This is a genomic window from Sphingomonas sp. Tas61C01 (assembly GCF_052567495.1).
Genome location: NZ_CP199583.1, coordinates 3,048,413 through 3,074,989 on the forward strand (window position 1 = coordinate 3,048,413; position 26,577 = coordinate 3,074,989).

Below are 26,577 nucleotides of genomic sequence, written 5' to 3' on the forward strand. Positions count from 1 at the left end.
GTCATACGGTTGCTCCGGTGAGTTCGCGGAGCGAGGCGATGAGGACGCGCCGGGCGAGGGGGATCTTGAAGTCGTTGCTGCCATGGCCTTTTGCGCCGTCGAGCAGCGTGGCGGCGGCGGCGTCGAAAAGGGCGTCGTCGGGTGCCTGGCCGACCAGTTGGGCTTCGAGTTCGGCGTTGCGCCAAGGCAGATGGGCGAGGCCGCCGAAGGCGAGCGCGGCGCTGGCGATCTTGCCGTCCGCCATCGTCACCACGCCGGCGACCGAGACCAGCGCGAAGGCGTAGGAGGCGCGATCGCGGACCTTGCGGTAGAGCATCCGGGCGCCTTCAACGGGCGGCGGGAGCTCGATGTGGGTGATGAGCTCGCCCGCCTCCAGCACATGCTCGATGTGCGGGGTATCGCCGGGCAGCCGGTAGAAGTCGCCGATCGGAATGCGGCGCTTGTCGCCGTCGCCCTTCAGCGTGACGATCGTCGCGTCCAGCGCGCGCATCGCCACCGCCATGTCGCTGGGGTGAGTGGCGATGCAGTGATCGCTGGTGCCGAGGACGGCGAGGATGCGGTTGAAGCCGCCGATCGCCGAGCAGCCCGAGCCGGGCTCGCGCTTGTTGCAGGCGCTGGCGGTGTCGTAGAAATAATAGCAGCGGGTGCGCTGGAGCAGGTTGCCGCCGGTCGTGGCCTTATTGCGGAGCTGCCCCGAGGCGCCGGCGAGCAGCGCGCGCGACAATACCTCGTACCCCGCGGTGACGCGGGGGTCGGCGGCGAGATCCGAATTGGGAACGAGCGCGCCAATCGTCAGTCCGCCGTCCGCGCGCTGTTCGACCTTGGCGAGATCGAGCCGGCTGATGTCGACGAGGCGATCGGGGGTCTCGACCTGCAGCTTCATCAGGTCGAGCAGGTTGGTGCCGCCGGCGATGAAGCGGGCGCCGGGCTGTGCGGTCTCGCGAGCGGCGGCTTCGGGGGTTTCCGGGCGTTCGTAGGTAAACGTCTTCATGCGGCGGCCTCCGCCTTGGTGCGTTCGACACCGGCGACGTCGCGGATCGCGTCGACGATGTTGGGATAGGCGGCGCAGCGGCAGATGTTGCCGCTCATCCGTTCGGAGATCTCCTCGTCGGACAGTGCGACCGCGCCCAATCGTTCGGTAACGTGGCTCGCCCAGCCCTTGTCGACCTCGTCGAGCATGCCGACCGCGGAGCAGATCTGGCCCGGGGTGCAATAGCCGCACTGATAGCCGTCGTGGCTGACGAACGCGGCCTGCATCGGGTGGAGATCACCGACGCTGCCGAGCCCTTCGATGGTAGTGATCTCGTCGTCCTGGTGCATCACCGCGAGGGTCAGGCAGCTGTTGACGCGACGGCCGTTGATCAGGACCGTGCAGGCGCCGCACTGGCCGTGGTCGCAGCCCTTCTTGCTGCCGGTGAGCCCGAGATGCTCGCGGAGCAGATCGAGGACCGAGGTGCGGATATCGGGATCGGCCTCATGCGCCTGTCCGTTGATCGTAAAGTGCATGTGCTGACCTTCTTGACTGGAGCAACGGTAACGCGCGCCGCGGACATGGTTTCCGCGCGCGGCCACTTCGGTGTACAGAAGGCGCGTGGATCGCGGAGGGCTCGGTATGCGTCGGTGGGGTTATGCGTTGGTCGGGGTGTTGCCGCTCGTCACCGGTGGCTGCATCGCGCAGACCGCCTGGGATGTCGCGACCCTGCCGGTGAAGGCGACGGGGAAGGCGATCGACTGGACGACGACCAGCCAGTCGGAGGCGGATCGCAACTACGGCAAGAAGATGCGCAAGCAGGAAGAGCGCGAGGGGCGCGAGCGCAAGAAGGCGGCCGAGGCTTGTCGGAAGGATCCGGAGAAGTGCGGGGCCTATGACGGGTATCGGGCCGGGCGGGACGACTGACCTTCCGCCGCCACCCCTGGTTTCAGAACCACCGCATCACGGTGACCGGGAAGGGCGTCCACCGGCCGACCTTCACGCCGGCATAGCGTAGCGCGTCGCCGGTCCAGGCGTTGCAGGTGCGGATCGCGCTGTAGTGGCCGCGGGCGGTGTAGAAGGCGTCATAGCCGGCATAGCCGCGCCAGGCGCGGCGATCGGGGGCGAAGCTGGCCTGAACGTAGGCGGCGAGGCGGCGGTATTCGGCGGGGCGCAGCGTAATCGCATGGACCGCGGGATCGCCGGGGGAGGGCGCGGCGACGTGTTCGACGTGCATCAGGGTGCGGTCGCTGCCGATCGCGGCGGCGACGATGGTGCCGATCTTGACCGAGGCCCAGGTGGGGGTTTCGAGGAAGAAGGCGTGTTCGCCCCAGCCGATCGCGACGTGATCGAGCGCGGCATAGCGCGGATCGGCGAGATCGCGTGGCGGCGCCCAGCCGCGCCAATCGACCCCGGCGGCAACCTTCGGCATCAGCAGGCCGACATGGATGCCGTTGGTTTCGACGAAGACGGTCACGCCGCGCTCAGGCGGTCGCCACGCCGCGTTGCTGGGGATTGCGCCGCCGATCAGCCCGGCGGCGGCGTAGCCGACCCCGGCGGCCGGGACCGCCGCGAGAGCCGCGAGCAGGGCTTTGCGGCGAATGCGAGGGTGGCGGTACGGCGTTTCGGTCATCGGACCGGCATGCTAGGACATGCGGCATGAACCAGGAAACACATGTTCTCGATACCCCGCCCGCCGGCGTCGCGGGGGACTGGATTGTGCCGCAGGATTGGCAGCATTACACGCCCGAGGATCATGCGACGTGGGACACGCTGTTCGAGCGGCAGGCGAAGCTGCTGCCGGGGCGCGCGTCCGACGCGTGGCTGCGTGGGCTCGACGTGCTGAAGTTGTCGAAGCCGGGCATCCCAGATTTCGAGGAGCTGTCCGAGCGGCTGATGAAGCTGACCGGGTGGCAGGTGGTCGCGGTGCCGGGGCTGGTGCCCGACGACGTGTTCTTCGATCACATGGCGAACCGCCGTTTCGTCGCGGGCAACTTCATCCGACGGCCGGACCAGCTCGATTATCTGCAGGAGCCCGACGTATTCCACGACGTGTTCGGGCACGTGCCGATGCTCGCGGACCCGGTGTTCGCGGATTATCTGGCGGCCTATGGTCGCGGCGGGCAGCGTGCGCTGGGGCTGGACGCGCTGAAATATCTCGGGCGGCTTTACTGGTACACGGTGGAGTTCGGACTGATCGCGGAGCCCGAGGGATTGCGGATCTATGGCTCGGGGATCGTCTCCAGCTATGCGGAGAGCCGCTTCGCGCTCGACGATCCGAGCCCCAATCGGATCGCGTTCGACATCGCGCGGGTGATGCGGACCGATTATCGGATCGACGATTTCCAGCAGAACTATTTCGTGATCCCGAGCTTCGACGAGCTGCTGCGGGTGACGGTGGAGAGCGATTTCGCGCCGCTCTACGAGGCGATGAAGGCGCAGCCGGACATCCCGGTTGGGGTCATCGAGTCCGAGGACGTGGTGCTGACGCACGGCACCCAGGCGCATGCGCGGCGGGACCAGGGCTGACGCGAATCGGAGCGTTCGGCGCACGCCAGATCAGCAACAATCGTGCCATGTTCGGGCCGAACCGTGGACGGGACACGCCCAACTGCCGGAAACCTTACGGAAATTTTACCGTGTCGATGCTATATCGGAGAACTGCGGACATACGGGGTTGATCCAAATCGATGCAAGAACTGCGTGACATGAAGCGCGATCGTCGCGCCATCCTGAAGAATGCGGCGGTGCTGACCGCCGCGCTGGCGATCCCGAACGCGGTCGCCGCGTCGGGCCGGCTGCTGACCCAGCGCGACCTCAAGCCGATCGCCGAGCCGCCGGTGCCGCCTGCGCCGCCGATCGCCCCGATCCAGACGTCCTCGCGGGTGGTGCGCCCCGACCTGCTGCGCCAGGCATTGGCGTCGCTCGACCGGCATCGCAGCAGCATCCAGCGCCAGGATCGGATCGCGATCGCGGACATGGACGCGCCGTCGTCCCAACCGCGCTTCCACATCGTCGACCTGCGCAACGGCGACAGCAAGTCGTTCCTGGTCGCGCACGGCAGCGGCTCCGATCCCGCGCATACCGGTTTCCTGAAGCGGTTCTCGAACGAGTACGGATCCAATGCGACCAGCCAGGGGGCGTTCGTCACCGCGGATTATTATGTCGGCAAGCACGGATCGTCGCAGCGCCTGATCGGGCTGGACGAATCGAACTGCAACGCGCTCGGCCGCAACATCGTGGTGCATTCGGCCTGGTACGCGAACCGCGACATGCTGCAGACGCACGGCATGCTGGGGCGTAGCCAGGGGTGCTTCGCGGTCGGCGAGGGGGACCTGGACAAGGTCTTCGCGATGCTGGGTAGCGGGCGGATGATCTTCGCGGCGAAGGTTTGAGGCCGGTTCGATAATTCCTCCCCCGGCACGGGAGGATCATGGGCGTTTGGCGGCGAGGGTTCGTTGGGCTCGGCGGGCGGTGCCGATCAGGCCGGACCATAGCAGGGTATTGGTGCCGCTTGCTTCCAAAGTCGGTTGGCTGCTGGCGGTGATCGCGTCGAGCCCGAGAGTGCCGGCACGGAGTGCCGTGCGGCGGATGGCGGTCCAGCGTTTTTCGGTCTCGGCGGCGATCAGCATGCGGTCGAAGCGGTCGGGGCGGTGCTGGGCGAGGAAGGCGGATTCGAGCTCGACGAGCGTGCTGCCGATCAGCTTCAGGGTGGCGAGGTCGCGGACCGGCGCCTTGGCCATGTTGTGCGCGACCAGCGCGGCGGCCGCGGCGGGGGCCTGATCGCCGAGGCGGGTGTCGTGCGCCTCGGCGAGCACTCTCGTCGCGCTGGCGGCCATGGTGTCGGCGAAGCGCTTGGACACGCCGCCATCGTGCTGGCGGTAGATCGTCAGGGGGGTGTCGAGCCGGGCGATGCGGCCGAGCGCCTGCAGGCGGTGGTAAAGATCGAAATCCTCGGCGTAGAGGATGTCGGGGCGGGTGAAGGGATCGAGCCGGCGGGCGGCGTCGGCGCGGATCATCACCGAGCTCCACACCAGCGGGTTCTCGATCCAGCTGAGCCATGCGATCAGCGTCGGCGTGGTCGTCGCGGGATAGTTCATCGGGCGGATCGCGCCGTCGACCAGTTGTTCGGCGGCGGTGCCGAGCAGGACGGTGGCGGGATCGGCGTCCAGATAGGCGATCTGGCGCGCGAAGCGATCGGGACGCGAGAGATCGTCCTGGTCGATGCCCGCGATGTAGCGGCCGCGTGCTTCGGCGGCACCGCGGTTGCGGGCGCGGACCGGGCCGCCGTTGACCTCCAGCGCGATCAGCCGGACCCGGGGATCGGGCCAGCCGGCGAGCAGCGCGCGGGTGTCGTCGGTCGAGCAGTCGTCGACCACCAGCACCTCGAAATCGGGCATGGTCTGCGCGCGAAGATTGTCGAGCGTCTCGCCGATCAGCGCCGCGCCGTTGTAGGCGGGCATGACGACGCTGAGCACGGGCGTGGAAGAAGGCGGCGGTGCGGTCATGCCGCGACCCGCGCGCGATCCTCCAGGATCTGGTCGACGATCATCAGGCCGACGTCGTTCTGCCAGAGCCACAGGCCGTTGGCCTGTCCCGAAAAGCTCGCCTCGCCGCCGAGCGCGCCCCAGGGCACGAAGCCGGCGGCGAGGCCGATGCCGTAGAGGCCGGGGATCGCGGCGCCATCGGCATCGACGATGCGGCAGTGGCGGTCGACCATCGGCGCGCCGCGTTCGGCGGCGAGCGGCAGCGGGTTGCCGTCGATCCCGGCGACGGGCAGCGACACCGGGCGATAGCCGAGCGCGGCGATCACCAGATCGGCGTCGGCGAGGATCGCGTGCGCGGCGGCGTCTTCGCCGACGATGCGGTGGCAGACGACGCGGGGATCGGGCCGGCGGCCGTCGACCGCGAGCATCCGCAGCACCAGGTCGCGCGCCTCGAGCCGGAAGCCGGCGAGGCGATAGACGAAGCCGGAGACGGGGCAGATGTCGTCGGGGCCGAAATCGGTGAAGCCCTCCGCGTGGGCGGCCTCGACCGATGGGTAGAAGGGGCGGAGCGGGCGGCGGTGGAGAAGGGTGATGGCGCCGGCGGCGAGGGGGAGCGCGGGGCGCGCCTTCAGCAGTAGGGCGACCGTGGTCAGCGCGCTGGTCGAGCCGCCGATCACCGCGATGCGGGGATTGCGGCGCTGGCCGAGACGCTCGACGACGCGGTCGTAGCCGCCGATCGCGAGGACCTCGTCGGACTGGACCAGCCGGTCGCCGGCGAGCGCGCGCAAGGGGACGCCGGCGATGCGCTGAGCGTCGAGGCGCTCGGTGGGCTGGTGGCCGCCGGTCGCGACGACGAGGTTGCGGGTGGGCTGGTCGAATTCGGTGCCGCTGGCGAGATCGCGGAGGCGGACGCTCCAGTGGCCGTCGGGCAGGCGGTGGGCGCCGAGCGCGGCATGGCCGGTGAGGACCGAGCCGCCATTGTCGCGGACGATGTCGGCGAGGCGATCGCCGGTGGCGCGGAGCAGGGGGCCGGCTTCGGCGAGCGGTACGCCAAGGCGATCGACATAGCGGGCGACGGTGCGGCCGGCGGGGTGGTCGGCGAGGGCGGCGATCTCGGGATGGACGTTGTCGGCGACCGCGCTGAGGAAGGTCTGCGCGGTCGAATCGGAGGTGATCGCGTAGTTGCCGAGGCGTCCGCCGCCGATCGCGGCATCGCGTTCGACGACGACCAGGCCCGACGCGGCGAGATCGGGAAGCAGGCCGCGCTTGGTGGCGGCGGTGAGCAGCGCAGTGCCGGCGGGGCCGCCACCGACGACGACGACCGAGGCGAGCCGCGGCGTGGCGCGGGCGGCCGCGGGGGACCTAGTGGTGCGGCAGGCCTCGCGGAAGGCGTCGGCGACATGGGCGACATCGGCGAGAGTCATGGCATCGGTGATCGGGAGCGAGAGCATCCGCGCGGAGACCGCGTCGGCGACCGGGGTGGGTTCGATCAGCGCGGTCTTGCGGAACCAGGGCTGTTCGCCGAGGTGCGGGCTGAAATAGCGGCCGCAGCCGATCCCGGCGGCCTCGAGCCGCGCCTGGATCGCGTCGCGGCGATGCGCGAGCGCGGCGGGGAGCAGCACCGGCATGAACTGGGTGGCGCGGCGGCGCCCGGCGACGCGTTGCAGGTCGAAGCCGGCGAGCGCGTCGCGATAGGCGGCGTCGAGCGTGGCGCGGTGATCGGCGATCGCGCCGATCTCGTGGAGCTTGGCCTGGGCGAGAATCGCGACGATCTCGGGCAGCTTGGCGTTGATGCCGGGAAGTACTGCGCTGCGGGCGCCGTCGAAGCCAAAATTGGTCATCGTGCGGAGTTCGGCGATCAACGCGGGGTCGCCGCTGTGGATCAGCCCGCCCTCGGCCACCGCGAAGGTCTTGGTTGCGTGCATCGAATGGACGATCGCGAACGGCGCGTCGGCACCAAATCCGTTGCCGGCGTCGTCAATCGTGCCGAGCGAGGCGGCGGCGTCGATCACCACGCCGACCCCGTAGCGCTCCTGAAGGCGGCGATAACGGTCGAGATCGATCGCGCTGCCGAAGGTGGCGTAGGGCACAACGACGCCGATGCGGCCGGCGTGGGCCGCGATCAGCCGTTCCTCGATCGCGGGATCGGCTTCCCAGCTGTGCGGATCGATGTCGCAGACGAGCGGGGTGAGCCCGGCCCAAGCCGCGGCCTGCGCGGTCGCGGCGAAGGTCATCGCGGGCATCAGCGCGAGCATGCCGGGGGCGGGGTTCATCCCCGCGGCCTGGCGGATCGCGATCATCAGCCCGAGCGTGGCGTTGCCGACCGCGAGGCTGGCGCCGCGGCCCCCGAACAGCCGGTCGTTCACGTCGGCTTCGAATGCGCGGACCTCCGGACCGTTGTTGCTGAACACGCCCGATGCCTCGACCCGGCGCAGCGCGTCGAGGTGCTCGCTCAGCCTCGGCGGGTTGGGCGCGATCAGCGGAAGTCGTGACATGGGCGGGGATCCGGTGTGGTGGTGCGCCGGCTTACCGTTGCCCTCCTAAGAAGCGGTTACGCTAGACGACGATGCGCTTGCGTTCAGCGCACTTGACTGCTTCGGCAATGATTGCCAAGGCAACCAAATGGCGTTCTACAGCGAGTTAGACTTCTACCCCGATCGATCGATCGGCTATTTGCTGCGGCGCGGGCTGCAGCTGACGTCGGTCGGTCTCGAGCCGGTGTTCGCGCCCGAAGGGATCACGCTGACGCAGTGGTCGGCGCTGGTGTCGATCTATTTCGACCGGGGCACCACCTGCGCCGAGCTCGCGCGCGACCTGGCGCACGACAAGGGTGCGACGACGCGGATCATCGACACGCTGGTCGAGCGAGGCTGGGTCACGCGGATGCGGCATGCCGACGATCGCCGGGTGATCAACCTGGCGCTGACGGAGGATGGGAAGGCGGTGGCACACCATTGCCGTATCGCGGTGATCGAACGGTGGAACGACTGGCTCGCGGAGTGGTCGAACGACGACGCCGCGACGCTGCTGCGGCTGTTGCAGAAGCTTCACGAGACGATGCAGGCGAAGATCGCGGCGGGAGCGGGGGAATGACGATGAAACGGTTGCTGCCCGCGTTGTTGCTGTCCGGCTGCGCTATCCCCGCCTCGCCCCCCGCGGTGGCGCCGATCGCGCCGGCGCGGGTCGGGCTGGGCAACGCCGCCGCGCCGCTGGTCGCGGGCGATTGGTGGACGCAGTTCGGCGATCCGCAGCTCGACCGGCTGGTAGCGGATGCGACCGCGGGCAACCCCGATCTCGACACCGCGCTGGCGAGGGTCAGGCAGGCCGAAGCGGTACTGTCGTCGCGGCGCGCGGAGGACGGCATCGACGTCGGGCTCGACGGCAGCGTGCAGGCGGCGCGGCTGTCGGGACGCTACACGATCCCGCCGCCCTTTGCGGGAACGCTGCGCACCGTCGGGCAGGCGCAGGCCAATCTGTCCTGGAACCTCGACCTGTTCGGGCGCCAGCGTGCGGCGATCGAGGCGGCGCGGGACACGACGCGGGCCGCCGGGCTCGACCTGGCGGCTGCCCGGCTAGCGATCGCGGGATCGGTGGTGCAGACCTATATCGACCTGGCGCGGGCCGAGCGCGTCGCGGCGCTGGCGTCGCGTACGATTCTGGCGCGGCAGGATTCGTTGCGGCTGGTTCGGGTGCGGATCAGCAACCGGCTGGCGAGCGAGCTGGACGCGACCGCGAGCGAGACGCTGGTGGCGCAGGCGCGCGGTGCGCTGGTGCGGGCGCAGGGCGCGCGGGCGCTGGCGGTGAATGCGCTGGCGGCGCTCGCCGGACGCGGACCCGATTATGCGGCGACGATTGCGGCGTCGCGGGTCGACCTGGATAGGGCGGTGCCGGTGCCCGCGGTGATCCCGGCGGACCTGTTGTCGCGGCGGGCGGACATCGCCGCGGCCGAAACGCGGATCGCGGCGGCGGCGGCGGGGCGGCAGGTGGCGCGGCGTGCCTTCTATCCCAACGTCAACCTCGCCGCATTCGCGGGATTGCAGGCGATCGGGCTCGGCAATCTGCTGTCGCTCGATGCCGGGACCGCGGGGGCGGGACCCGCGATCCACCTGCCGCTGTTCGACAACGGGCGGCTGAAGGCGGATCTGGCCGGCGCGACCGCGGCGCTGGATCTCGCGACGGCGGACTATAACCAGCGGGTGATCGGCGCGGTGCGCGAGGCCGCCGACGCGATCGCGCTGACCGGCAACCTGGTCGACCAGCGCGCGCGCAGCCGCGAGGTGGTGCGCGGCTATGCCGAGACCGGGCGGCTGAACGGCGTCCGCGTCGAGAGCGGGCTGAGCAGCCGGCTCGACTTGATCGACAACGACGTCCGCCTGCTCGACGCGCAGCTGGCGGACGCCAATCTCGCGGCCGATGCGGCGCGGCAGCGGGTCGCGCTGCTGCTGGCGCTCGGCGGCGGCTTCACTCCCGAACAGGACGTTCGACCATGACCGACACCGCTACGCCCCCATCTTCGTCGGCGTCGGCACCGGTTCCGGCACCGGCCCAGACTCCGGTCGCACCGCCCGAGCGCGGCAACCCGTCCGGGCGCAAGCGCGGCTTCCTGATCTTGGGCGTCGTCGTGCTGATCGGCCTGCTGATCTGGGCGGTGTTCCACTTCCTGCTCGCCAAGCCCGAGGAGGAGACCGACGACGCCTATGTCGCGGGCGACGTGGTGGCGATCACCGCGCGCGATCCGGGCACGGTGCTCGCGATCCATGCCGACAACACCCAGATGGTGAAGGCGGGGCAGCCGCTGATCGATCTCGATTCGGCGACCGCGGACGTCAACCTCGCCGCCGCCGAGGCCGAGCTGGCCCGTGCGGTACGATCGACCCGCGCCGACATCTCCAAGGTTGGCGAGAGCGGCGCGCAAGTGGTGCAGGTCCGCGCGACGCTGGCGGCCGCGGAGGCCGATTATGGGCGGCGGCGCGGGGCCGCGGCGCAAGGCGCGATCTCGGGCGAGGAACTGAGCCACGCGGCGGATGCGGTGAAGGTGGCGCGCGCGAACCTCCAGCTCGCGCTCAGCCAGCAGGCGCAGTCGCGCAGCACGGTGCAGGGAACCAGCACTTCGACCAACCCCGCGGTGCTGACCGCGATCGCGGCCTATCGCCGTGCCGCGATCACCCGGTCGCACATGCACGTCACGGCGCCGATCGACGGCGTGGTCGCGCAGCGCACGGTCCAGCTCGGCCAGCAGGTCGCGGCGGGCATGCCATTGATGTCGGTGGTGCCGCTCGACCGCGTCTGGGTCGATGCGAACTTCCGCGAGACCCAGTTGCGCGACCTGCGCGTCGGCCAGCCGGTGACGGTGGTGGCGGACATGTATGGCGACGACCTGCCCTATCACGGCAAGGTGGTCGGCGTCGGCGCGGGGAGCGGCAACGCCTTTGCGCTGCTGCCCGCGCAGAACGCCAGCGGCAACTGGATCAAGATCGTCCAGCGGGTGCCGGTGCGGATCGCGATCGACCCGCGCGAGCTGCGCGCCAACCCGCTGCGGGTCGGGTTGTCGGTGACCGCGACGGTCGCGACCGACGACGTTCGCGGGCCGCGGCTCGGGGCGCCGGCGAAGCAGGCCTATAAGGGCATGGCGACCGACGCGAACGATCCCGTGGTCGAGGCGAAGATCCGCCAGATCATCGCGGCCAACCGCTGATGGCCGCGCCGGGCCCTGCCGCGGGCGGTGCGCAGCTGCCGCCGCTGACCGGCGGTCCGCTGGCGCTGGTCGCGTTCGCGCTGGCGCTCGGCACCTTCATGATGGTGCTCGACACCACGATCGCGAACGTGTCGTTGCCGACGATCGCGGGCAACCTCGGCGTCAGCAGCGACAATTCGACGTGGATCGTCACCGCGTTCGCGGTCGCCAACGGCATCGGCGTGCCGCTGACCGGATTCCTGATGGGGCGGTTCGGGGTCGTCCGGACCTTCTGTTCGTCGGTGGTGCTATTCACGATCGCCTCGTTCCTGTGCGGGATCGCCTGGAACCTGCCCTCGCTGATCGCCTTTCGCGTGCTGCAGGGTGCGGTGTCCGGGCCGATGATGCCGGGCAGCCAGGCGCTGCTGATCTCCGTCTTCCCGAGCGACAAGCGCGCGACCGCGCTGGGCATCTGGTCGATGACCACGCTGGTGGCGCCGATCATGGGGCCGATCCTGGGCGGCTACATCTCCGACAACTACCATTGGAGCTGGATCTTCCTGATCAACGTTCCCTTCGGTCTGTTCACCGCGTTCATCTGCTGGCGCGGGCTGAAGGGGCGCGAGACGCCGACCCGCAAGCTGCCGATCGACCGGGTCGGGCTGATGATGCTGGTGGTCTGGGTCGGCGCGTTGCAGGTGATGCTCGATCTCGGCAAGAACGACGACTGGTTCAATTCGCCGCGGATCGTGATCATGGGCGTGGTCGCCGCGATCGGTTTCGTGTCGTGGCTGATCTGGGAATTGACCGACGCCAATCCGACGGTCGACCTGACGCTGTTCAAGAGCCGCAATTTCGCGATCGGATCGATCGCCTTCTGCCTCGGCTATGCGGTGTTCTTCGCCAATATCCTGCTGCTGCCTTTGTGGCTGCAGACCCAGCTCGGCTACACCGCGACCTGGGCGGGGCTGGTCGCGGCGCCGAGCGGGGTGGTCGCGGTGCTGCTGACGCCGTTCGTGGCGCGGCTGTCGGGCAAGATCGACGCGCGGATCCTGGCGACGATCGCGTTCACCGCGTTCGCGGTCTCGTACTGGATGCGATCGGGCTACACGACCAGCGCCAGCGCGTGGGATTTCATGGTGCCGCTGATGGTCCAGGGGATCGCGATGAGCACCTTCTTCCTGGCGATGCTGACGATCTCGCTCGACCGGATCCCGCCGGAACGGCTGCCGTCGGCGACGGGGATCAGCAACTTCACGCGGATCGTCGCGAGCAGCTTCGCGGCATCGATCATCACCACCGCGTGGGACCGTCGCGAGGCACTCCACCAGAACCGGCTGGCGGAGGCGATCGGCGGCGGCGCGCCGTACCAGGCGGCGCAGGCGTCGTTGCAGCACCTTGGCATGTCGCCGGTGCAGGCGGCGGCGGCGATCACCCGGCAGATGGTCGGGCAGGCGTATCTGCTGGCGTCGACCGACCTCTTCCGGCTGTCGGCGTGGCTGTGCGCGGGGTTGATCGTGATCCTGTGGTTCACGCGGCGGCCGACCGCGTCGCACGGGCCAGTGGCGGCGGATTAATGGACGGCTTCGCCCGTGATTTGTGCTCTCGCTAAAGCGAGAGCCCAGTACTGGGTCCCCGCCTTCGCGAGGACACAAGGGCGGCGAGGCTGCCTCCCTGAAAGTGGGTTTCGTTGACCGTCGTCGCGGCGCGGCCTAGCAAGCCTGTCATGACGGCACCTATCATCCTGCTGGTCGAGGACGACCCAGCGCTGCGGACGCTGACGACGCGGGCGTTGCAGGAGAATGGCTATGTCGTCCGGCCGGCGTCCGCGGCGCCCGAGATGTGGCTGGCGCTGGATGCGGGGCCGGTCGACCTGATCCTGCTCGACATCATGCTGCCCGGCACCAGCGGCATCGATCTGTGCCGGGCGCTGCGCCAGAAGAGCGACGTGCCGATCATCTTCGTGAGCGCACGCGGGAGCGAGACCGACCGGGTGGTGGGGCTGGAGCTCGGCGCCGACGACTATATCGCCAAGCCGTTCGGCACCCGCGAGCTAATCGCGCGGATCCGGGCGGTGCTGCGACGGGGGACGCTCGACCGGCAGCAGGGCGAGCGCGAGCAGGGCGTGCTGCGCTTCGACGGGTGGACGGTGACGCTGCCGCGGCGCGAGCTGACCTCGCCGACCGGCGCGGTGGTCGACCTGACCGGCGCGGAGTTCGACCTGCTCGTCAGCCTGGCGGATCATGCGGGGCGGGTGATCGCGCGCGAGCGGCTGATCGAATTGTCGCGGACCCGGCTGGGCGACAGTTCGGACCGCAGCATCGACGTGCTGATCAGCCGGCTGCGACGCAAATTGTCGAGCGCAGGCAAGGACGCGCCGATCATCACGGTGCGCGGCGTCGGCTATATGTTCAACACCGAGGTGACGCGCAGTTGAAGCGGCTGGTGCAGCCCTCGATCGGGCTGATCGGGCAGATCATCGCGATCCTGCTGCTGACGATGGTGATCGAGTTCGGCGCCAGCACACTGCTCTACGAACGCGCGAGCCAGTTCGCGGTGCGCGACGACGAGGCGCGGCGGCTGGCCGAGCATCTGGTGATCGCGCGACGGCTGGTGGTCGAGCGCAATCGCACGGATCGGCCGTCGATGGCGCAGGACCTGACCACCCAGCGCTATGCGGTGCGGTGGGAGGAGGGGCTGCGCGCGCCGCCGCCGATCGCGCCGTCGGTGGCAACGATGCACGAGCAGGTGATCGACTGGGAACCGACGCTGGCGAGCGCCGACCTGCGGCTGCGGCTGACTTCGCCGGGGCGGAGTTCGGTGGTGACCGGCGGCGTGCGGCTGGCGGACGGCAGCTGGCTGTATTTCCGGACGCTGCAGCCGCTGCAGAACCTGAACCTGGCGATCCAGCGTATCTTCCTGGCGCTGGTGCCCGCGGTGGCGCTGATGCTGGTGGCGGCGCTGCTGATCCGGCGGGCGCTGCGGCCGATGCGGCAGCTGGCGCTGGCGGCGGACCTGGTCGGCGGCGGGACCCGGCACGTGCCGGTCGCGGAGGCCGGGCCGACCGAGGTGCGGCGGGTGGTTGCGGCGTTCAACCGGATGCAGGCGCGGCTGGAGCGGCTGATCGCGGACCGCACGCATGCGCTGGCGGCGGTGGGGCACGACCTGCGCACGCCGCTCGCCCGGCTGCGGTTGCGCGCGGACGCGGTCGGTGATGACGCGACGCGCGAGGCGATCGGGCGCGATATCGGCGAGATGGAGGCGATGGTGACGTCGCTGCTCGCGTTCCTGGGCGGGGGCGACGATCCGGAGGCGCCGGTGCTGACCGACGTCGCAGTGCTTTGCGCGACGCTGATCGACGATGTCGAGGATCGCGGGCTGGCGGGGACCTATGTGGGGCCCGATCATTGTGAGCTGGTGGTGCGGCCGTCGTCGGTGAAGCGGGCGCTGACCAATTTGGTCGACAACGCGCTGCATTATGGCGGCAGCGCGACGGTGATCCTCGAGGACGTGCCGGGCGGGGTCACCCTGGCGGTGGAGGATGACGGGCCGGGGATCCCGGCCGCGTCGCTAAAGCGGGTGCTGGAGCCGTTCGTGCGGCTCGACACCGCGCGGCCGCGCGACACGATCGGCTTCGGGCTGGGGCTGCCGATCGTCGCGCGGATCGTCGAGAACGAGGGCGGCACGCTGACGCTGGCGAACCGCACGCCGAGCGGGCTGCGCGCGGCGATCTTCCTGCCGCGGTAGCGATCAACACTTCGTTAACCATTTGCCGCCAAACATCGACGCGCATCGAAAGGATCGGGCGGGATGGGGGCGACGACATCGCGGTATCGCAGGGTCGAGGCGGCGACGCTGGAGCGGCGTGCCGGATCGCGGCTGATGGTCCAGATCAGCCGCGCGACGATGCGCGGGCACGGCGCCGCGCCGGTCGACGCGATGCTGGCCGACGTGTCGGTTTACGGCTGCCGGTTGAGCTTCCCCGAGGGCGCCGCGAACGACGAGCGGATCTGGCTGCGGCTGGACGGCAGCCTGCCGATCGCGGCGACGGTGATGTGGCGCGAGGACAGCATGATCGGATGCCGGTTCGACACCCCGATCCCGCGCGATCTGATGCGGTCGCTGACGATCCGAGCGTAATCACGCGCAATAAAATTTGAGCGCGGCTGACGCTTTTCCGGAATTCGTCCGTATTTTCTGCATGAGACCGCTGGAATCGTTCGATTCGGGGGCTGGCGACAAGGGCCAGCCGATGGGCATGCTCGTGCGCAAGCTCTCCCGCCATACCAACTTCGGGAGCGGCGATCGGGTCGCGCTCGGTGCCCTTGTCGGGCATCAGGTCCGCGCGCTGCGGCATCGCGCGCTGGCCGAGCGCGATGCCGGCTCGGGGAGCGGATCGGGACCGATCCATGTGGTGCTGTCGGGCTGGACGTGTCGCTTCGCGATGCTGCCGAGCGGGCGACGGCGGATCCTGGCCTTCTATCTGCCGGGCGACATCTGCGACTTCGACCTGTTCACGACGCGGCAGCTCGACCAGCCGATCGCGGCGATCGGCGCGACCCGGATCGCGGCGATCGAGCGGCGCGCGCTGCGGCAGGCGATGAACCGGCAGCCGCAGATCGAACGCGCCTATTGGTCGGAGGCTGCGCTGGACGCGGCGATCCAGCGGACCTGGACGATCAATGTCGGACACCGCGCCGCGGACCGGCGCCTGGCGCACCTGCTGTGCGAGCTGCACGTGCGGATCGGCGGCACCGGCGCGACCGACCAGGCCGGGGTGAGCTTCCCGCTGACCCAGGCCGACCTCGGCGATGCGTGCGGGCTGACCTCGATCCACACCAATCGCGCGATCCAGGAACTACGGCGGGCGGGTCTGCTCGATCTCAGCGCAGGGACATTGCGGATCCACGACTGGGCGGGGCTGTGCGCGATGGCGTCGTTCGACCCCGCCTATCTGACGATCGCGCGGGACGACGAGGACGAGGAGGCCGCGGGCGAGCGGCGCGCCGCGGGCTGACGCTTGCATGGCGCGGGCGCTGAAGATCTACCGGACCGCGATCGGCTTCCACGACGCCTATGTCGCGGCGGCGAGCCAGAAGGCCGCGCTCGAGGCCTGGGGCAGCGACAAGGATCTTTTCTCGCGAGGTGCCGCCGAAATGGTGGCGGAGACGCCGTTCGCGGACGAGTTGCTGGCCGAGCCGGGCGTGGTGGTGAAGAAGCTGCGGGGGACCGCCGAGGAGCAACTGGCGGCGCTGCCCCCGACGCCGGCGAAGAAACCGCCGAAGGCGGCAGTGCCGCGCAAGCCTGCGCCGACGCCCAAGCCACGCCCGTCGCGGGCCAAACTCGACGAGGCCGAGCACGCTCTCGCGGAGGCCGAGCAGCGCCACGAGGCCGCGATGCGCGACATCACCGAGCGCGAAGCGGCGATCGCGCGGGAGCGCCGCGAGTTCGCCAAGGCACAGCGCGACGAGGCCGAGGCGCTGGAGAAAAACCGCGATGCCGAGCGCCGCGCCTATGACGCGGCGGTCAGACGCTGGACGGACTGAGCCGCGTCAGTCGTGGTCGGCGACCGCGTTCTCGTTGCCATCGCCGTCCTTGTCGTCGCCGCCGCCGTGATATTCCTTGCGGCTCTGTCCGCCATCGTAGGAGCCGGGCTCGGTCGGGACGAGCGAGTCGTCCTTGAACGACCCACCGCCGCTCTCGCCGCCGCCTTCGCGGCCGGTGGCGTCTTCGGGGCGGATGTCATCGTGGGTCATTGCGTCTCTCCTCAGTGGCTTGGCTGGTGAACGAACGATCGCGGATGGGGCTCCATCGCCGGGGAACACCGATGCGGGGCGCGCCGTTCAGTCAGATCGAAGGAGAACGAGGATGGACGACGCGATCAAGCCGACGACCGAGACCGATCGGCCCAACCTATCCACCGAGCATCAGCACGAAGGGGATGCACGGCGCCCGAGCGATACGCTCGATCGCGGCCAACCGAGCGAGGAAGGCCGCGACGCGCCGCCGCGCAAATCCTCGCTGCTCGGCAACGACTGACCCCTACGACAGGAGCGAAGACGATGGACGTATCGACGACCCCGCTGGTGGAGCGGATCGCGCGGGTGCTGACCGGGCAACGGATCAGCGCCAATGGCGACGGCGACCAGGAGTCCGCGGCGCGCGCGGTCGACGCGGCGTGGAAGGACCAGCTTCCCGATGCGCTGGCGGTGCTGAGGACGTTGCGCGAGCCCGACGCGGCGATGGCGCATGCCGGCGATCCGCAAGTGTGGGAAACGATGGTGCTGACCGCGATCGAGGGCGCGATGCCGGCGAATGCGGCGCGCTGATCGACGGAGCACGTGACGAGGCGAGGCGCGCGGGATAGGCGCGGGGGATGATACTTCGCTTCCTCCCGATCCTGGCCGGCGCGACGTTGCGCGACCGACTGGTGGCCTGTCTCGGCGCGCTGGTGGCGATCTCGCTGACGGGGCTGATCGCGGCGAAGGTCGTGGGGGCCGGCGCGGCGTTGCTGATCGTGGCGCCGATGGGCGCGTCGGCGGTGCTGGTCTTCGCGGTGCCGGCGAGCCCGCTGGCGCAACCATGGTCGGTGATCGGGGGCAATATGATCTCGGCCCTGGTCGGGGTCTTCGTCGCGCGGGTAGTGCCGGTGCCGGCGCTGGCGGCAGGTCTCGCGGTGGCGGGGGCGATCCTGGCGATGTCGCTGTCGCGGTCGCTGCACCCGCCCGGCGGTGCGACCGCGCTGATGGCGGTGATCGGCGGGCCGTCAATCGCGGCGCTGGGCTATGGCTTTGCGTTGGTGCCGGTCGGGGTGAATGCCGCGATCCTGGCGGGGATCGGCGTGTTGTTTCACCGGCTGTCGGGACACAGCTATCCGCATGTCGCGGCGGTGCCGGGGTCGGGGGTGGCGGTAGTGGCCGGTGCCGGTGCGGGGTCGATGCCGCACCCGGAGGACATTGACCGCGCGCTGGAGGATCTGGGCGAGACGTTCGACGTCAGCCGCGAGGATCTCGACCTGTTGCTGCAGCGCGCGGAGTTTCATGCGGCGCGGCGGGTGGGGGTGACGGGTTAGCTCCGGTCACACGACAGCGACCTTGTCCGCGCCATTGCCGCGGCACCGATTAGTTCGCTATCGTTGCAGCTTCCTGACGCCATTCGGCGCGGCTCTTGCAAACGCGTTGCTTAGTAGCCTTGTGAATCAGGCAGACTTTAGAAGCGTCGGTTATCAGCGCTTGGACAGCGGCTGGGCCCATGGCGCGCACAACTTGGGGTGGTGAAGAGCGCGACACTGCGTTGCTACGTTGCGCGTGAACAGAACCGGCCAGGACAAGGCCGGTAATCAACAACATCTTCCGCATGATCAACTCCGATCGAATCGTTCGTGGCGTGCCAACGTACTAGGCTTCGGATCTGATGCAGAATAGCTTGTTTAGTGTTGCTCGCCTGGGCCCATAGCTCGAGCGCACAATGAACCAAATAGGTACAAATCTCTTGACAGCGTCACGCTGGTATGGCACATAACAGGAACGTCGAGAACCAGCGAGTCGGGCCGGGGCGGTGTGGGAGTGATCCTGCGCTGCCGCCGGCCCGAACTGCGTTTGGCGCTCGACAGCGGTGGGTCGGCAGCGGCGGTGAAGCGGGGGGCATGATGGCGGACGGGGACGTGAACGTCGTGGCGGGGGCTGCGGCGACGGGTGGAGTTGCGCAGGTGAACGCTCGGGGAACGTGGAGCAAAGCGCGGAAGGCTCGGTTCCTCGATCACCTCGCAGCGACGTGCAACGTCTGCGCTTCGGCGCGGGCTGTCGGGGTGTCGGGGCCGGCCGCGCACAGATTGCGACGTCGTGACGAGGCCTTTGCGAGCGACTGGGGGGCGGCGGTCGAGGCGGGATACCAGCTGCTGGAGACGCATCTGGTCGGGATTGCGCTGGCGACGAGCGGCGCTGTCGTGGTGGTGGATGACGGTGGCGGCTCCGGCTTGGACAAAGGCTCTGGCGCCGACGCCGACGCCGACGCCGAGCAGAGGGCTGATGACGGGGCGGTCGAGTCCGGTGCGATCCCCGTGCCGACGGCGAATGATTTCGAGGCGGGATATCGCATGCTTCGTCACCGCGCGACGGGGCGGACGCGTGGGTGGCGTGGGGGATCGCCCCCGTTGGGGATCTCGACCCGCGAGGATACGGACGCCGACATCCTCAAGAAGCTGGCGGCGCTGGCGGCGCGACGGTCTTCGACTTGACCGCGGCGGCACCCGATGTCGTGGCGCTGCTGGCGGCGCTCGACGAGGCGGACCGTCGCGCCCTGATCGGTCGGTTGAGCCGGCCGGCGCGGCGCGAACTCAACGAGCGGTGGATCGGAGGGTGGGCGCAGGAGGGCCAGCATGTCGAGGGCGATGGCTGGCGGGTGTGGCTGATCCGCGCGGGGCGAGGCTTCGGCAAGACCCGCGCCGGGGCGGAATGGGTCAGCGAGGTCGCGCGTCGCAACGGGGATGCGCAGATCGCCTTGGTCGGTGCGACCGCCGACGACGTGCGGCGGGTGATGATCGAAGGACCGAGCGGCGTCTGCGCGGTGGCGCGCACGACCGAGCGGGTGCGCTATCGGCGCGATGCGGGCGAGGTGGTGTTCCCGTCCGGGGCGCGGGCGTTCGTCTATTCGGCGGTGGCGGCGGAGGGGCTGCGGGGGCCGGAACATGACGCGGCGTGGTGCGACGAGCTTGCCAAATGGACCAACGGCGATGCGGCGTGGGACAATCTGATGATGGGGATGCGGCGCGGCGCCAACCCGCAGGTGCTGGTGACGACGACGCCGCGGCCGACGCCGCTGATGCGGCGGGTGATGGCGCTGCCCGGGCTGGTCGAGACCGGCGGACGGACGCGCGACAATGCGTATCTGCCCGCGGCGTTCGTCGAGGCGGTGGAGGCGAGCTATGCGGGGACGCGGCTGGGGCGGCAGGAACTCGACGGCGAGATGATCGACGATGTCGAGGGCGCGCTGTGGACGCGGGCCGGGATCGAGGCGTGCCGGGTGCGCGAGGCGCCGGTGCGGGCGCGGGTGGTGGTCGGGGTCGATCCGCCGGCGGGCACCGCGAGCGGGCGCGGCGGCGACGCCTGCGGGATCGTCGCGGTGGCGAAGGGCGCGGACGGGCGCGCCTATGTGATCGAGGATGCCAGCGTGGTCGACGCCGCGCCGCACGAATGGGCGCGCGCGGTGGCGGCATGCGCGGCGCGGGTCGGCGCGGACCGGGTGATCGCGGAGGCGAACCAGGGCGGCGAGATGGTGCGCGCGGTGCTGGTCGCGGCGGATGCGGGCCTGCCGCTGCGGCTGGTGCGCGCGACCCAGGGGAAGGCGGCGCGGGCGGAGCCGGTGGCGGCGCTCTACGAGGCGGGGAAGGCGGTGCATGTCGGCGCGTTTCCGGCGCTGGAGGACGAGCTGTGCGGGCTGGTCGCGGGGGGCGGGTACGAGGGGCCGGGGCGATCGCCGGACCGGGCGGATGCGCTGGTCTGGGCGATGACGGACCTGATGTTGCGGCGGCCGCGGGCGAGCGTGGCGGTGCGGCGGTTGTAGCGGCTGGCTTGAAGCAGAGGGGTTCGCGCGGAGGCGCGGCGGTGGTGCGATCTGGGTGGGCGCTTTGCTTTGCGGCTGGCGCGATCCTTTGCTGCTGGAGGTCTTTTTAGGGCCGCTTCGCGGCTTGTGATTTGGTCCTCCCCTGCAAGGGGAGGTGGCTGGCGTCAGCCAGACGGAGGGGTGACCCGCTGTCCGGCTAGGCCATCACCCCTCCGTCAGTCCTGCGGACTGCCACCTCCCCTGCAAGGGGAGGACTTACTTGAATCGAAAGGAGCGGCGATGAAGATGTTCGGGTGGAAATCCGGGCGCGAGGATGCGCGTCCGGCGTTGTCGCGGGCGGGGTCGGGATCGTGGCCGGCGGGCGAGTGGCCGCAGAGCTACGAGGCGCAGCTGCGTGCGGCGTATCTGGGCAATGCGGTGGCGCAGCGGGCGGTGCGGCTGGTGGCGGAGAGCGTCGCGGGGGCGCCGTTGCTAGCGAGCGATACGGCGCTGGCGGCGCTGGTCGCGGCGCGGAGCGGCGGGCAGGCGCTGCTGGAGACGGTGGCGGCGCAGCTGCTGCTGCACGGGAATGCATATGTGCAGGTGCTGCGCGATGCCGACGGCGGGGCGGCGGAGCTGTTCGCGCTGCGGCCCGAGCGGGTGACGGTGGAGGCGGACGCGAGCGGGTGGCCGGCGGCGTATCGCTACGCGGTCGGCGCGCGGGTGCAGCGGCTGTCGGCGGACCCGGTGCGGCCCGAGGTGATCCACATGAAGCGGTTCAACCCGGTGGACGATCATTACGGGCTGGGGTGCCTGGGCGCGGCGGCGGGGGCGGTGGCGGTGCACAACGCCGCAGCGCTTTGGAACAAGGCGCTGCTCGACAATGCGGCGCGACCGTCGGGGGCGCTGGTCTACGACGCGGGGGACGGATCGACGCTGTCGCCGGAGCAGTACGACCGGCTGCGGGCCGAAATGGAGGCGGGGTTCGCGGGCAGCGGCAATGCCGGGCGGCCGATGCTGCTGGAGGGCGGGCTGCGATGGCAGGCGCTGTCGCTGTCGCCGGCGGACATGGACTTCGCCGGCACCAAGGCGGCGGCGGCGCGGGAGATCGCGCTGGCGTTCGGGGTGCCGCCGATGCTGCTCGGGCTGCCCGGCGATGCGACCTATGCCAATTACCGCGAGGCGAACCGCGCATTGTGGCGGCTGAGCGTGCTGCCGCTGGCGGACGCGATCCTGGCGGCGCTGGTGCAGGGGCTGGCGGGGTGGTTCGCGGGGGCGACGCTGGCGATCGATCTGGACCGGGTGCCGGCGCTGGCGGAGGACCGCGAGCGATTGTGGCGTGCGGTCGGCGGCGCGGGTTTCCTCGACGATGCGGCGAAGCGCGCGATGCTGGGGATCGCGGCGGTAGGAGCATGAGCGGGGGTAATTCGAGCGGGGGGGCGGTGCTGGCGCAGCTGATGGCGCAGGCGGCGGAGCGCGGCGCCGAGCTGGTGACGCTGCGGGCGATCGCGGAGGAGGCGGGTGAGCTGGGCGCGACACGGGCGCTGACCCGGCTGGGGCTCGCCGACGAGCGCGCGGCGCGGGACATGGCGGAGCTTCGCGAGCTGCTGGCGGCGTGGCGGGATGCCAAGCGATCGGCGTGGAAATCGGTGTTCGGGTGGCTGTGCGCGCTGCTGCTGGCGGTGCTGGCGGTGAAGCTCGGCTTTGCGGAGTTCGTGAAGTGAGCGTCGCGTTCGCGGGGTACGCGGCGGTGTTCGACCGGGTCGACAGGGCGGGCGACCTGATGCGGCGTGGGGCCTTTGCGGGAGCGGGGGCGGTGCCGCTGCTGTGGCAGCATCGCGGGCAGGCGATCGGGACGATCGAGGCGATCGGCGAGGATGCGCGGGGCTTGCGGGTGTCGGGGCGAGTCGACGACGCCGAGCTGGCGGCGCTGGTGCGCGGCGGCGCGGTGGCGGGGCTGTCGGTCGGGTATCGCGCGGTCGCGGCGACGCAGGGGGCGTACCGCGAGCTGACCGCGGTGGACCTGGTCGAGGTGAGCCTGGTCGCGGTGCCGATGCAGCCGCTGGCGCGGGTGGATCTGGTGGGCGGCTAGTGAGCCCCTCCCCTTCAGGGGAGGGGTTGGGGTGGGGGCTCTCCCCAAATGTCGCGTTCGTGGCGAGGCCCCACCCCCTGCCCCTCCCCTGAAGGGGAGGGGAGTTCGGGCGAGCGCTGGATCGCCCTTTTCTGTTTCAACGAGGAGCATGAGCATGGAAGCGATCGGGACGAACGAAGTGGTGATGCGGCCGGTGCTGGAGGGCGCGAGCGTGCGCGGGGCGGGCGTGGGGTTCGACAATTTCGTGCGCCGCGGGACGACGGTGGAGATGAAGGCGTTCACCGGGGTGACGGGGGACCAGGGCGGCTTCGCGGTGCCGCGCGAGATCGATGCGACGATCGACCGGACGCTGAAGGCGATCTCGCCGATCCGCAGCATCGCCAATGTCGTGAAGGTCGGCAGCGCCGGGTATCGCAAGCTGGTGACGACCGGGGGAACGCCGTCGGGCTGGGCGGCGGAGACCGATGCGCGGCCGGGCACGGCAACGCCGGTGTTCACCGAGATCGCACCGCCGTCGGGCGAGCTGTATGCCAATCCGAGCGCCAGCCAGGCGATGCTCGACGATGCTTCGTTCGATGTCGAGGCGTGGCTGGCCGACGAAATCGCGACCGAGTTCGCGAAAGCCGAGGGCGCGGCGTTCGTCAGCGGCAGCGGGGTGAACCGGCCGCGGGGGTTCCTGTTGTCGCCGACCGCGATCGCAGCCGATCCGACGCGCGCGTTCGGGACGCTGCAATATCTGCCGAGCGGGGCGGCGGCGGATTTCGGCGCCAACCCGCAGGAGCGGCTCATCGACCTGGTCCAGTCGCTGCGGTCGCCGTACCGGCAGGGCGCAAGCTTCGTGATGAATGCGGCGACGCTGGCGCGGATCCGCAAGTTCAAGACCAGCGACGGCGCGTTCGTGTGGCAGCCGAGCCTGGCGGCGGGGCAGCCGGCGACGCTGCTCGGCTATCCGGTGGTGGAGGCCGAGGACATGCCCGACATCGCCGCCAACGCGCTGGCGATCGCGTTCGGCAACTTCAAGGCGGGGTATCTGATCGCCGAGCGGACCGAGACCGCGATCCTGCGCGATCCCTATTCGAACAAGCCGTTCGTGAACTTCTACGCGACCAAGCGGATCGGCGGGTGCGTGAGCAATTCGGAGGCGATCAAGCTGATGAAGTTCGCGACGGCTTAGGGGAACGCTGGAGCGGTCGGCAGGCGAGCCCCGATCGCTCCTTGTTCTCCTGCGAAAGCAGGAGGCCAGAGCCACGAGCGGTGCGGTCTGCAACCCTGGGCTCCTGCGTTCGCAGGAGAACGGAATAGCTCATCGGCTGTCGATCGTGCTCGACAATACCGGGCCGCGGCCCTCATCGGGAGACGGATATGGGTGGGTCGGCTTTGCCGGCCGGCGTGATTGCGGAGGCGGTCGCGGCGGCGAAGGCGTATCTGCGGCTGGAGGGCGGCGCGGAGGACGCGCTGCTCATGCAGCTGGCGGGCGCGGCGATCGCGCTGGCGGAGGCGTTCTGCGGGCAGGCGCTGGTCGCGCGGGGGTATGAGGACGCGGTGCCGGCGTCGGGGGCGTGGCAGCCGCTGCCGATCGTGCCGGTGACCGCGATCGATGCGGTGATTGGCGCGAGCGGGGGCGTGCTGCCGGTGGGGAGCTACGCGATCGACATCGATGCGGGCGGCGCGGGGTGGGTGCGGGTGGCCGCGCCCGCCACGCTCGGCGCGGTGCGGGTGAAGTACCGCGCGGGATCGGCGGCGACATGGGACGCGGTGCCGGAGCCGATCGCGCAAGGCGTGGCGATGCTGGTCGCGCATCTGTTCGCGCAAGGATCCGACGGCCGCGCGCCGCCGGCGGCGGTGGCGGCGCTGTGGCGACCGTATCGGCGGTTGCGCCTGGGCGCGGAGGTCCGGCGATGAGCGCGGGGGCGTGGTTGCAGACGGCGATCGTGCGGCAGCTGAAGACCCGCGCGGGGCTCGACGGGTGCGCGGTGTTCGACATGCCGCCGACGCGCGCGGCGCTGCCGCATGCGGTGGTCGAGGAGCCGATACTGGCGACGTGGGACGCGGCGACGATCACCGGGCGCGAGGGACGCGTCACGATCGTGGTGCGTGACGGCGGCGAGCGGCCGTCGCGGCTGCGGCGGTTGCAGGGGCAGGTCGAGGATCTGATCGCGACGATGCCCGCCGATCTCGGTGGGGAGGGCTGGCGTGTGGCGCGGCTGCGGCTGCTGCGCAGCCGGATCGTGCGCGGCAAGCCCGAGCAATGGATCGCGACGAGCGAATACGAGGTGCGCGTCTACCGCGCGAACGGCTGATCGGGAGAAGCAAGATGGCAATCGAGAAGGGTAGCGCGTTCCTGCTGAAGGTCGGGGACGGCGCGGCGACGCCGGCGTTCGCGACGGTCGCTGGGCTGCGCACGACGCAGCTGAGCGTCAACGGCGAGGCGGTGGTGGTGACCAGCAAGGATTCGGGCGGCTGGCGGCAACTGCTGTCGGGCGCGGGGGTGCGCAGCATCAGCGTGTCGGGCGCGGGGGTGTTCACCGGATCGGCGGCGGAAACGCGGATCAAGGCGAGCGCGCTGGCGGGAACGATCGACGATTACCGGCTGACCTTCGAGGGCGGCGACAGCATGACCGGGCGGTTCCTGGTGACGCGGCTCGACTATGCCGGGGACTTCAACGGCGAGCGTTCGTACACGCTGTCGCTGGAGAGTTCCGGCGCGGTGGTGGCGGCATGAGCCGCCCGGTGAGCTGTGGGGACGCGAACCCGGTGCGGGGCGAAGCGAGCGTCAGGGTCGACGGCGAGATGCTGGTGCTGCGGCCGAGCTTCCAGGCGCTGGTCGCGGCGGAGGGCGAGCTGGGGTCGTTGTTCGCGCTGGTCGAGCGCGCGGCGGACGGGCGGCTGGGGCTGGGCGAAACGGTGACGCTGTTCTGGCATTGCCGGCACGAGGCGCCCGCGGGGCTGACCCGCGAGCAGTTCGGGGAGGGCATCGCGGCGGCGGGGCTGACCGCGGCGGCGCCGGCGCTGCGCACGCTGCTCGGCCAGATCCTGAGCGGGCGATGAGCGCGACCTTCGCTGCCGCGGCCCGGCGGCTGGCGGGATCGGCGGGGGCGGTGCTGGGGTGGACGCCCGACGCGTTCTGGCGCGCCACCCCTGCGGAACTGGCGGCGGTGGCGGCGGCGATCACCGGCGAGGCGGGCGGGCAGGCGCCGCCGGCGCGGGCGACGATCGCGCGGATGAGGGAGGCTTATCCAGATGGATGACAATGGGGGCAACAGGATCGTCGATTGCTTACCGGACATGAGCGTGTTCACGGGCGAGGTCGTCGACATGCGACGCATGCTGGAGCGCGAGCTCGGCGCCGGCGGGGCGATGGCGGCGCAGCTAATCGAGACCGCGCTGGTCGGCGTCGTCCGCAAGGGCAAGCTGAGTTTCGAGGATCTGAAGGCAACCGCCTTGTCGGTGCTGGCGCAGATCGCGGCGGCGGCGGTGAAGGTCGGACTGGACTCGCTTGGCAAGAACGGCGGCGGGCAGAAGGAGATCGACTGGGCGGCGGCGTTCGCGGAACTCGCGGGTTCGCCCGGGCGCGCGACCGGGGGGCCGGTGTCGCCGGGGCGCGCCTATGTGGTCGGCGAGCGCGGGCCGGAGCTGTTCGTGCCGACGACGAGCGGTCGAGTCGAGACCGGCGCGCCGGGCGGGGTGCGCGAGGTGCGGGTGTCGATCACGATCAACGCGGGGGCTGAGGTGGCACCGAAGGCGCTGGCGCAGTCGAGCCGGCAGGTGGCGCGGGTGGTGCGGGCGGCGTTGGAGGGGTGACCTTCCTTTCTCC

General features: G+C 70.5%; 33 protein-coding genes. 27 read left to right on the forward strand and 6 right to left on the reverse strand.

The window, feature by feature from the left end; genetic code table 11:
- Position 1: 1 nt before the first annotated feature.
- Entirely contained in the window at positions 2-991 is a 990-nt protein-coding gene (locus tag ACT009_RS14315; RefSeq protein ID WP_445191733.1) for an FAD binding domain-containing protein, read from the reverse strand.
- Positions 988-1,506 carry a 2Fe-2S iron-sulfur cluster-binding protein gene (locus tag ACT009_RS14320; protein ID WP_445191734.1) on the reverse strand — a complete coding sequence of 173 codons (519 nt, stop codon included), beginning with the start codon at positions 1,504-1,506 and terminating at the stop codon, positions 988-990. The genes ACT009_RS14315 and ACT009_RS14320 overlap by 4 nt, the downstream gene beginning before the upstream one ends.
- A 106-nt stretch (positions 1,507-1,612) precedes the next feature.
- On the opposite strand from ACT009_RS14320, the gene ACT009_RS14325 reads away from it, so the two are divergent.
- Positions 1,613-1,897, forward strand: coding sequence for a hypothetical protein (locus ACT009_RS14325; protein WP_445191735.1), 285 nt, complete (start codon positions 1,613-1,615; stop codon positions 1,895-1,897).
- A gap of 22 nt (positions 1,898-1,919) precedes the next feature.
- Here ACT009_RS14325 and ACT009_RS14330 read toward each other — a convergent pair whose 3' ends face one another.
- A complete protein-coding gene (locus ACT009_RS14330; protein WP_445191736.1) occupies positions 1,920-2,603 on the reverse strand; it encodes a TIGR02117 family protein in 684 nt (227 codons plus the stop codon).
- Positions 2,604-2,629: 26 nt separating this feature from the next.
- On the opposite strand from ACT009_RS14330, the gene phhA reads away from it, so the two are divergent.
- Together phhA and ACT009_RS14340 are read left to right on the forward strand one after the other, a co-directional pair.
- Positions 2,630-3,499, forward strand: coding sequence for a phenylalanine 4-monooxygenase (phhA, locus tag ACT009_RS14335; RefSeq protein ID WP_445191737.1), 870 nt, complete (start codon positions 2,630-2,632; stop codon positions 3,497-3,499).
- Positions 3,500-3,678: 179 nt separating this feature from the next.
- Positions 3,679-4,365 (forward strand): murein L,D-transpeptidase catalytic domain family protein, encoded by a 687-nt coding sequence (locus ACT009_RS14340; RefSeq protein WP_445191738.1) that lies wholly within the window; start codon positions 3,679-3,681, stop codon positions 4,363-4,365.
- Between the two features lie 36 nt (positions 4,366-4,401).
- On the opposite strand, the gene ACT009_RS14345 is transcribed toward ACT009_RS14340, so the two are convergent.
- Both ACT009_RS14345 and ACT009_RS14350 read right to left on the reverse strand, forming a co-directional pair.
- Positions 4,402-5,478: a glycosyltransferase family 2 protein gene (locus tag ACT009_RS14345; protein WP_445191739.1), complete on the reverse strand. Its 1,077-nt coding sequence runs from the start codon at positions 5,476-5,478 to the stop codon at positions 4,402-4,404.
- On the reverse strand, positions 5,475-7,952 hold the full coding sequence (locus tag ACT009_RS14350) for a DegT/DnrJ/EryC1/StrS family aminotransferase (RefSeq protein WP_445191740.1): 2,478 nt from the start codon (positions 7,950-7,952) through the stop codon (positions 5,475-5,477). Before ACT009_RS14350 ends, ACT009_RS14345 begins: the two co-directional genes overlap by 4 nt.
- A 127-nt stretch (positions 7,953-8,079) precedes the next feature.
- On the opposite strand from ACT009_RS14350, the gene ACT009_RS14355 reads away from it, so the two are divergent.
- The 9 genes from ACT009_RS14355 to ACT009_RS14395 all read left to right on the forward strand — a co-directional run bounded on the left by ACT009_RS14355 (position 8,080) and on the right by ACT009_RS14395 (position 16,677).
- A complete protein-coding gene (locus tag ACT009_RS14355; protein WP_445191741.1) occupies positions 8,080-8,550 on the forward strand; it encodes a MarR family winged helix-turn-helix transcriptional regulator in 471 nt (156 codons plus the stop codon).
- Positions 8,547-9,947 (forward strand): efflux transporter outer membrane subunit, encoded by a 1,401-nt coding sequence (locus ACT009_RS14360; protein ID WP_445191742.1) that lies wholly within the window; start codon positions 8,547-8,549, stop codon positions 9,945-9,947. Before ACT009_RS14355 ends, ACT009_RS14360 begins: the two co-directional genes overlap by 4 nt.
- Positions 9,944-11,152, forward strand: a complete 1,209-nt coding sequence (locus ACT009_RS14365; RefSeq protein ID WP_445191743.1) for an efflux RND transporter periplasmic adaptor subunit — start codon at positions 9,944-9,946, stop codon at positions 11,150-11,152. The genes ACT009_RS14360 and ACT009_RS14365 overlap by 4 nt, the downstream gene beginning before the upstream one ends.
- A complete protein-coding gene (locus tag ACT009_RS14370) occupies positions 11,152-12,708 on the forward strand; it encodes a DHA2 family efflux MFS transporter permease subunit (RefSeq protein WP_445191744.1) in 1,557 nt (518 codons plus the stop codon). Before ACT009_RS14365 ends, ACT009_RS14370 begins: the two co-directional genes overlap by 1 nt.
- Before the next feature lie 149 nt (positions 12,709-12,857).
- Positions 12,858-13,568, forward strand: coding sequence for a response regulator transcription factor (locus ACT009_RS14375; protein WP_445191745.1), 711 nt, complete (start codon positions 12,858-12,860; stop codon positions 13,566-13,568).
- Positions 13,565-14,878: an ATP-binding protein gene (locus ACT009_RS14380; protein WP_445191746.1), complete on the forward strand. Its 1,314-nt coding sequence runs from the start codon at positions 13,565-13,567 to the stop codon at positions 14,876-14,878. Before ACT009_RS14375 ends, ACT009_RS14380 begins: the two co-directional genes overlap by 4 nt.
- A 63-nt stretch (positions 14,879-14,941) precedes the next feature.
- Complete coding sequence (locus ACT009_RS14385; protein ID WP_445191747.1) at positions 14,942-15,271, forward strand: PilZ domain-containing protein; 330 nt, start codon at positions 14,942-14,944, stop codon at positions 15,269-15,271.
- A 61-nt stretch (positions 15,272-15,332) separates the two neighbouring features.
- The gene (locus ACT009_RS14390; RefSeq protein WP_445191748.1) at positions 15,333-16,148 is read left to right on the forward strand and encodes a Crp/Fnr family transcriptional regulator; all 816 of its coding nucleotides are present in this window, start codon (positions 15,333-15,335) and stop codon (positions 16,146-16,148) included.
- A gap of 7 nt (positions 16,149-16,155) precedes the next feature.
- Positions 16,156-16,677 carry a hypothetical protein gene (locus ACT009_RS14395; RefSeq protein ID WP_445191749.1) on the forward strand — a complete coding sequence of 174 codons (522 nt, stop codon included), beginning with the start codon at positions 16,156-16,158 and terminating at the stop codon, positions 16,675-16,677.
- Positions 16,678-16,683: 6 nt separating this feature from the next.
- On the opposite strand, the gene ACT009_RS14400 is transcribed toward ACT009_RS14395, so the two are convergent.
- Positions 16,684-16,887 carry a hypothetical protein gene (locus ACT009_RS14400; RefSeq protein WP_445191750.1) on the reverse strand — a complete coding sequence of 68 codons (204 nt, stop codon included), beginning with the start codon at positions 16,885-16,887 and terminating at the stop codon, positions 16,684-16,686.
- Positions 16,888-16,999: 112 nt separating this feature from the next.
- On the opposite strand from ACT009_RS14400, the gene ACT009_RS14405 reads away from it, so the two are divergent.
- The 15 genes from ACT009_RS14405 (at position 17,000) to ACT009_RS14475 (ending at position 26,564) form a co-directional block, all read left to right on the forward strand.
- Positions 17,000-17,170, forward strand: a complete 171-nt coding sequence (locus ACT009_RS14405) for a hypothetical protein (RefSeq protein ID WP_445191751.1) — start codon at positions 17,000-17,002, stop codon at positions 17,168-17,170.
- Positions 17,171-17,193: 23 nt separating this feature from the next.
- Positions 17,194-17,460, forward strand: coding sequence for a hypothetical protein (locus ACT009_RS14410; protein ID WP_445191752.1), 267 nt, complete (start codon positions 17,194-17,196; stop codon positions 17,458-17,460).
- 47 nt (positions 17,461-17,507) lie between these two features.
- Positions 17,508-18,203 carry an HPP family protein gene (locus ACT009_RS14415; protein ID WP_445191753.1) on the forward strand — a complete coding sequence of 232 codons (696 nt, stop codon included), beginning with the start codon at positions 17,508-17,510 and terminating at the stop codon, positions 18,201-18,203.
- 759 nt (positions 18,204-18,962) lie between these two features.
- Positions 18,963-19,367, forward strand: a complete 405-nt coding sequence (locus tag ACT009_RS14420; protein WP_445191754.1) for a hypothetical protein — start codon at positions 18,963-18,965, stop codon at positions 19,365-19,367.
- Entirely contained in the window at positions 19,364-20,692 is a 1,329-nt protein-coding gene (locus ACT009_RS14425; protein ID WP_445191755.1) for a DNA-packaging protein, read from the forward strand. The genes ACT009_RS14420 and ACT009_RS14425 overlap by 4 nt, the downstream gene beginning before the upstream one ends.
- Before the next feature lie 279 nt (positions 20,693-20,971).
- Positions 20,972-22,087, forward strand: a complete 1,116-nt coding sequence (locus tag ACT009_RS14430) for a phage portal protein (protein ID WP_445191756.1) — start codon at positions 20,972-20,974, stop codon at positions 22,085-22,087.
- Positions 22,084-22,395, forward strand: a complete 312-nt coding sequence (locus tag ACT009_RS14435) for a DUF6127 family protein (protein ID WP_445191757.1) — start codon at positions 22,084-22,086, stop codon at positions 22,393-22,395. Before ACT009_RS14430 ends, ACT009_RS14435 begins: the two co-directional genes overlap by 4 nt.
- On the forward strand, positions 22,392-22,763 hold the full coding sequence (locus ACT009_RS14440; protein WP_445191758.1) for an HK97 family phage prohead protease: 372 nt from the start codon (positions 22,392-22,394) through the stop codon (positions 22,761-22,763). The genes ACT009_RS14435 and ACT009_RS14440 overlap by 4 nt, the downstream gene beginning before the upstream one ends.
- A 154-nt stretch (positions 22,764-22,917) precedes the next feature.
- Positions 22,918-23,937, forward strand: coding sequence for a phage major capsid protein (locus tag ACT009_RS14445; protein WP_445191759.1), 1,020 nt, complete (start codon positions 22,918-22,920; stop codon positions 23,935-23,937).
- Positions 23,938-24,125: 188 nt separating this feature from the next.
- Positions 24,126-24,665, forward strand: coding sequence for a head-tail connector protein (locus ACT009_RS14450; protein ID WP_445191760.1), 540 nt, complete (start codon positions 24,126-24,128; stop codon positions 24,663-24,665).
- Entirely contained in the window at positions 24,662-25,063 is a 402-nt protein-coding gene (gene gp17 / locus ACT009_RS14455; protein ID WP_445191761.1) for a tail completion protein gp17, read from the forward strand. The genes ACT009_RS14450 and gp17 overlap by 4 nt, the downstream gene beginning before the upstream one ends.
- Before the next feature lie 14 nt (positions 25,064-25,077).
- Positions 25,078-25,485, forward strand: a complete 408-nt coding sequence (locus ACT009_RS14460) for a phage major tail protein, TP901-1 family (protein WP_445191762.1) — start codon at positions 25,078-25,080, stop codon at positions 25,483-25,485.
- Positions 25,482-25,811 (forward strand): GTA-gp10 family protein, encoded by a 330-nt coding sequence (locus tag ACT009_RS14465; RefSeq protein ID WP_445191763.1) that lies wholly within the window; start codon positions 25,482-25,484, stop codon positions 25,809-25,811. The genes ACT009_RS14460 and ACT009_RS14465 overlap by 4 nt, the downstream gene beginning before the upstream one ends.
- On the forward strand, positions 25,808-26,011 hold the full coding sequence (locus tag ACT009_RS14470; protein ID WP_445191764.1) for a phage tail assembly chaperone: 204 nt from the start codon (positions 25,808-25,810) through the stop codon (positions 26,009-26,011). Before ACT009_RS14465 ends, ACT009_RS14470 begins: the two co-directional genes overlap by 4 nt.
- Before the next feature lie 37 nt (positions 26,012-26,048).
- Entirely contained in the window at positions 26,049-26,564 is a 516-nt protein-coding gene (locus ACT009_RS14475; protein ID WP_445191765.1) for a tail tape measure protein, read from the forward strand.
- Positions 26,565-26,577 lie beyond the last annotated feature (13 nt).

Coding starts and splice junctions, on each gene's coding strand:
- ACT009_RS14315 (WP_445191733.1), bottom strand. CDS start 991: ATGAAGACGTTTACCTACGAACGCCCGGAAACCCCCGAAGCCGCCGCT.
- ACT009_RS14320 (WP_445191734.1), bottom strand. CDS start 1,506: ATGCACTTTACGATCAACGGACAGGCGCATGAGGCCGATCCCGATATC.
- ACT009_RS14325 (WP_445191735.1), top strand. CDS start 1,613: ATGCGTCGGTGGGGTTATGCGTTGGTCGGGGTGTTGCCGCTCGTCACC.
- ACT009_RS14330 (WP_445191736.1), bottom strand. CDS start 2,603: ATGACCGAAACGCCGTACCGCCACCCTCGCATTCGCCGCAAAGCCCTG.
- phhA (WP_445191737.1), top strand. CDS start 2,630: ATGAACCAGGAAACACATGTTCTCGATACCCCGCCCGCCGGCGTCGCG.
- ACT009_RS14340 (WP_445191738.1), top strand. CDS start 3,679: ATGAAGCGCGATCGTCGCGCCATCCTGAAGAATGCGGCGGTGCTGACC.
- ACT009_RS14345 (WP_445191739.1), bottom strand. CDS start 5,478: ATGACCGCACCGCCGCCTTCTTCCACGCCCGTGCTCAGCGTCGTCATG.
- ACT009_RS14350 (WP_445191740.1), bottom strand. CDS start 7,952: ATGTCACGACTTCCGCTGATCGCGCCCAACCCGCCGAGGCTGAGCGAG.
- ACT009_RS14355 (WP_445191741.1), top strand. CDS start 8,080: ATGGCGTTCTACAGCGAGTTAGACTTCTACCCCGATCGATCGATCGGC.
- ACT009_RS14360 (WP_445191742.1), top strand. CDS start 8,547: ATGACGATGAAACGGTTGCTGCCCGCGTTGTTGCTGTCCGGCTGCGCT.
- ACT009_RS14365 (WP_445191743.1), top strand. CDS start 9,944: ATGACCGACACCGCTACGCCCCCATCTTCGTCGGCGTCGGCACCGGTT.
- ACT009_RS14370 (WP_445191744.1), top strand. CDS start 11,152: ATGGCCGCGCCGGGCCCTGCCGCGGGCGGTGCGCAGCTGCCGCCGCTG.
- ACT009_RS14375 (WP_445191745.1), top strand. CDS start 12,858: ATGACGGCACCTATCATCCTGCTGGTCGAGGACGACCCAGCGCTGCGG.
- ACT009_RS14385 (WP_445191747.1), top strand. CDS start 14,942: ATGGGGGCGACGACATCGCGGTATCGCAGGGTCGAGGCGGCGACGCTG.
- ACT009_RS14390 (WP_445191748.1), top strand. CDS start 15,333: ATGAGACCGCTGGAATCGTTCGATTCGGGGGCTGGCGACAAGGGCCAG.
- ACT009_RS14395 (WP_445191749.1), top strand. CDS start 16,156: ATGGCGCGGGCGCTGAAGATCTACCGGACCGCGATCGGCTTCCACGAC.
- ACT009_RS14400 (WP_445191750.1), bottom strand. CDS start 16,887: ATGACCCACGATGACATCCGCCCCGAAGACGCCACCGGCCGCGAAGGC.
- ACT009_RS14405 (WP_445191751.1), top strand. CDS start 17,000: ATGGACGACGCGATCAAGCCGACGACCGAGACCGATCGGCCCAACCTA.
- ACT009_RS14410 (WP_445191752.1), top strand. CDS start 17,194: ATGGACGTATCGACGACCCCGCTGGTGGAGCGGATCGCGCGGGTGCTG.
- ACT009_RS14415 (WP_445191753.1), top strand. CDS start 17,508: ATGATACTTCGCTTCCTCCCGATCCTGGCCGGCGCGACGTTGCGCGAC.
- ACT009_RS14430 (WP_445191756.1), top strand. CDS start 20,972: ATGAAGATGTTCGGGTGGAAATCCGGGCGCGAGGATGCGCGTCCGGCG.
- ACT009_RS14435 (WP_445191757.1), top strand. CDS start 22,084: ATGAGCGGGGGTAATTCGAGCGGGGGGGCGGTGCTGGCGCAGCTGATG.
- ACT009_RS14445 (WP_445191759.1), top strand. CDS start 22,918: ATGGAAGCGATCGGGACGAACGAAGTGGTGATGCGGCCGGTGCTGGAG.
- ACT009_RS14450 (WP_445191760.1), top strand. CDS start 24,126: ATGGGTGGGTCGGCTTTGCCGGCCGGCGTGATTGCGGAGGCGGTCGCG.
- gp17 (WP_445191761.1), top strand. CDS start 24,662: ATGAGCGCGGGGGCGTGGTTGCAGACGGCGATCGTGCGGCAGCTGAAG.
- ACT009_RS14460 (WP_445191762.1), top strand. CDS start 25,078: ATGGCAATCGAGAAGGGTAGCGCGTTCCTGCTGAAGGTCGGGGACGGC.
- ACT009_RS14465 (WP_445191763.1), top strand. CDS start 25,482: ATGAGCCGCCCGGTGAGCTGTGGGGACGCGAACCCGGTGCGGGGCGAA.
- ACT009_RS14470 (WP_445191764.1), top strand. CDS start 25,808: ATGAGCGCGACCTTCGCTGCCGCGGCCCGGCGGCTGGCGGGATCGGCG.
- ACT009_RS14475 (WP_445191765.1), top strand. CDS start 26,049: ATGAGCGTGTTCACGGGCGAGGTCGTCGACATGCGACGCATGCTGGAG.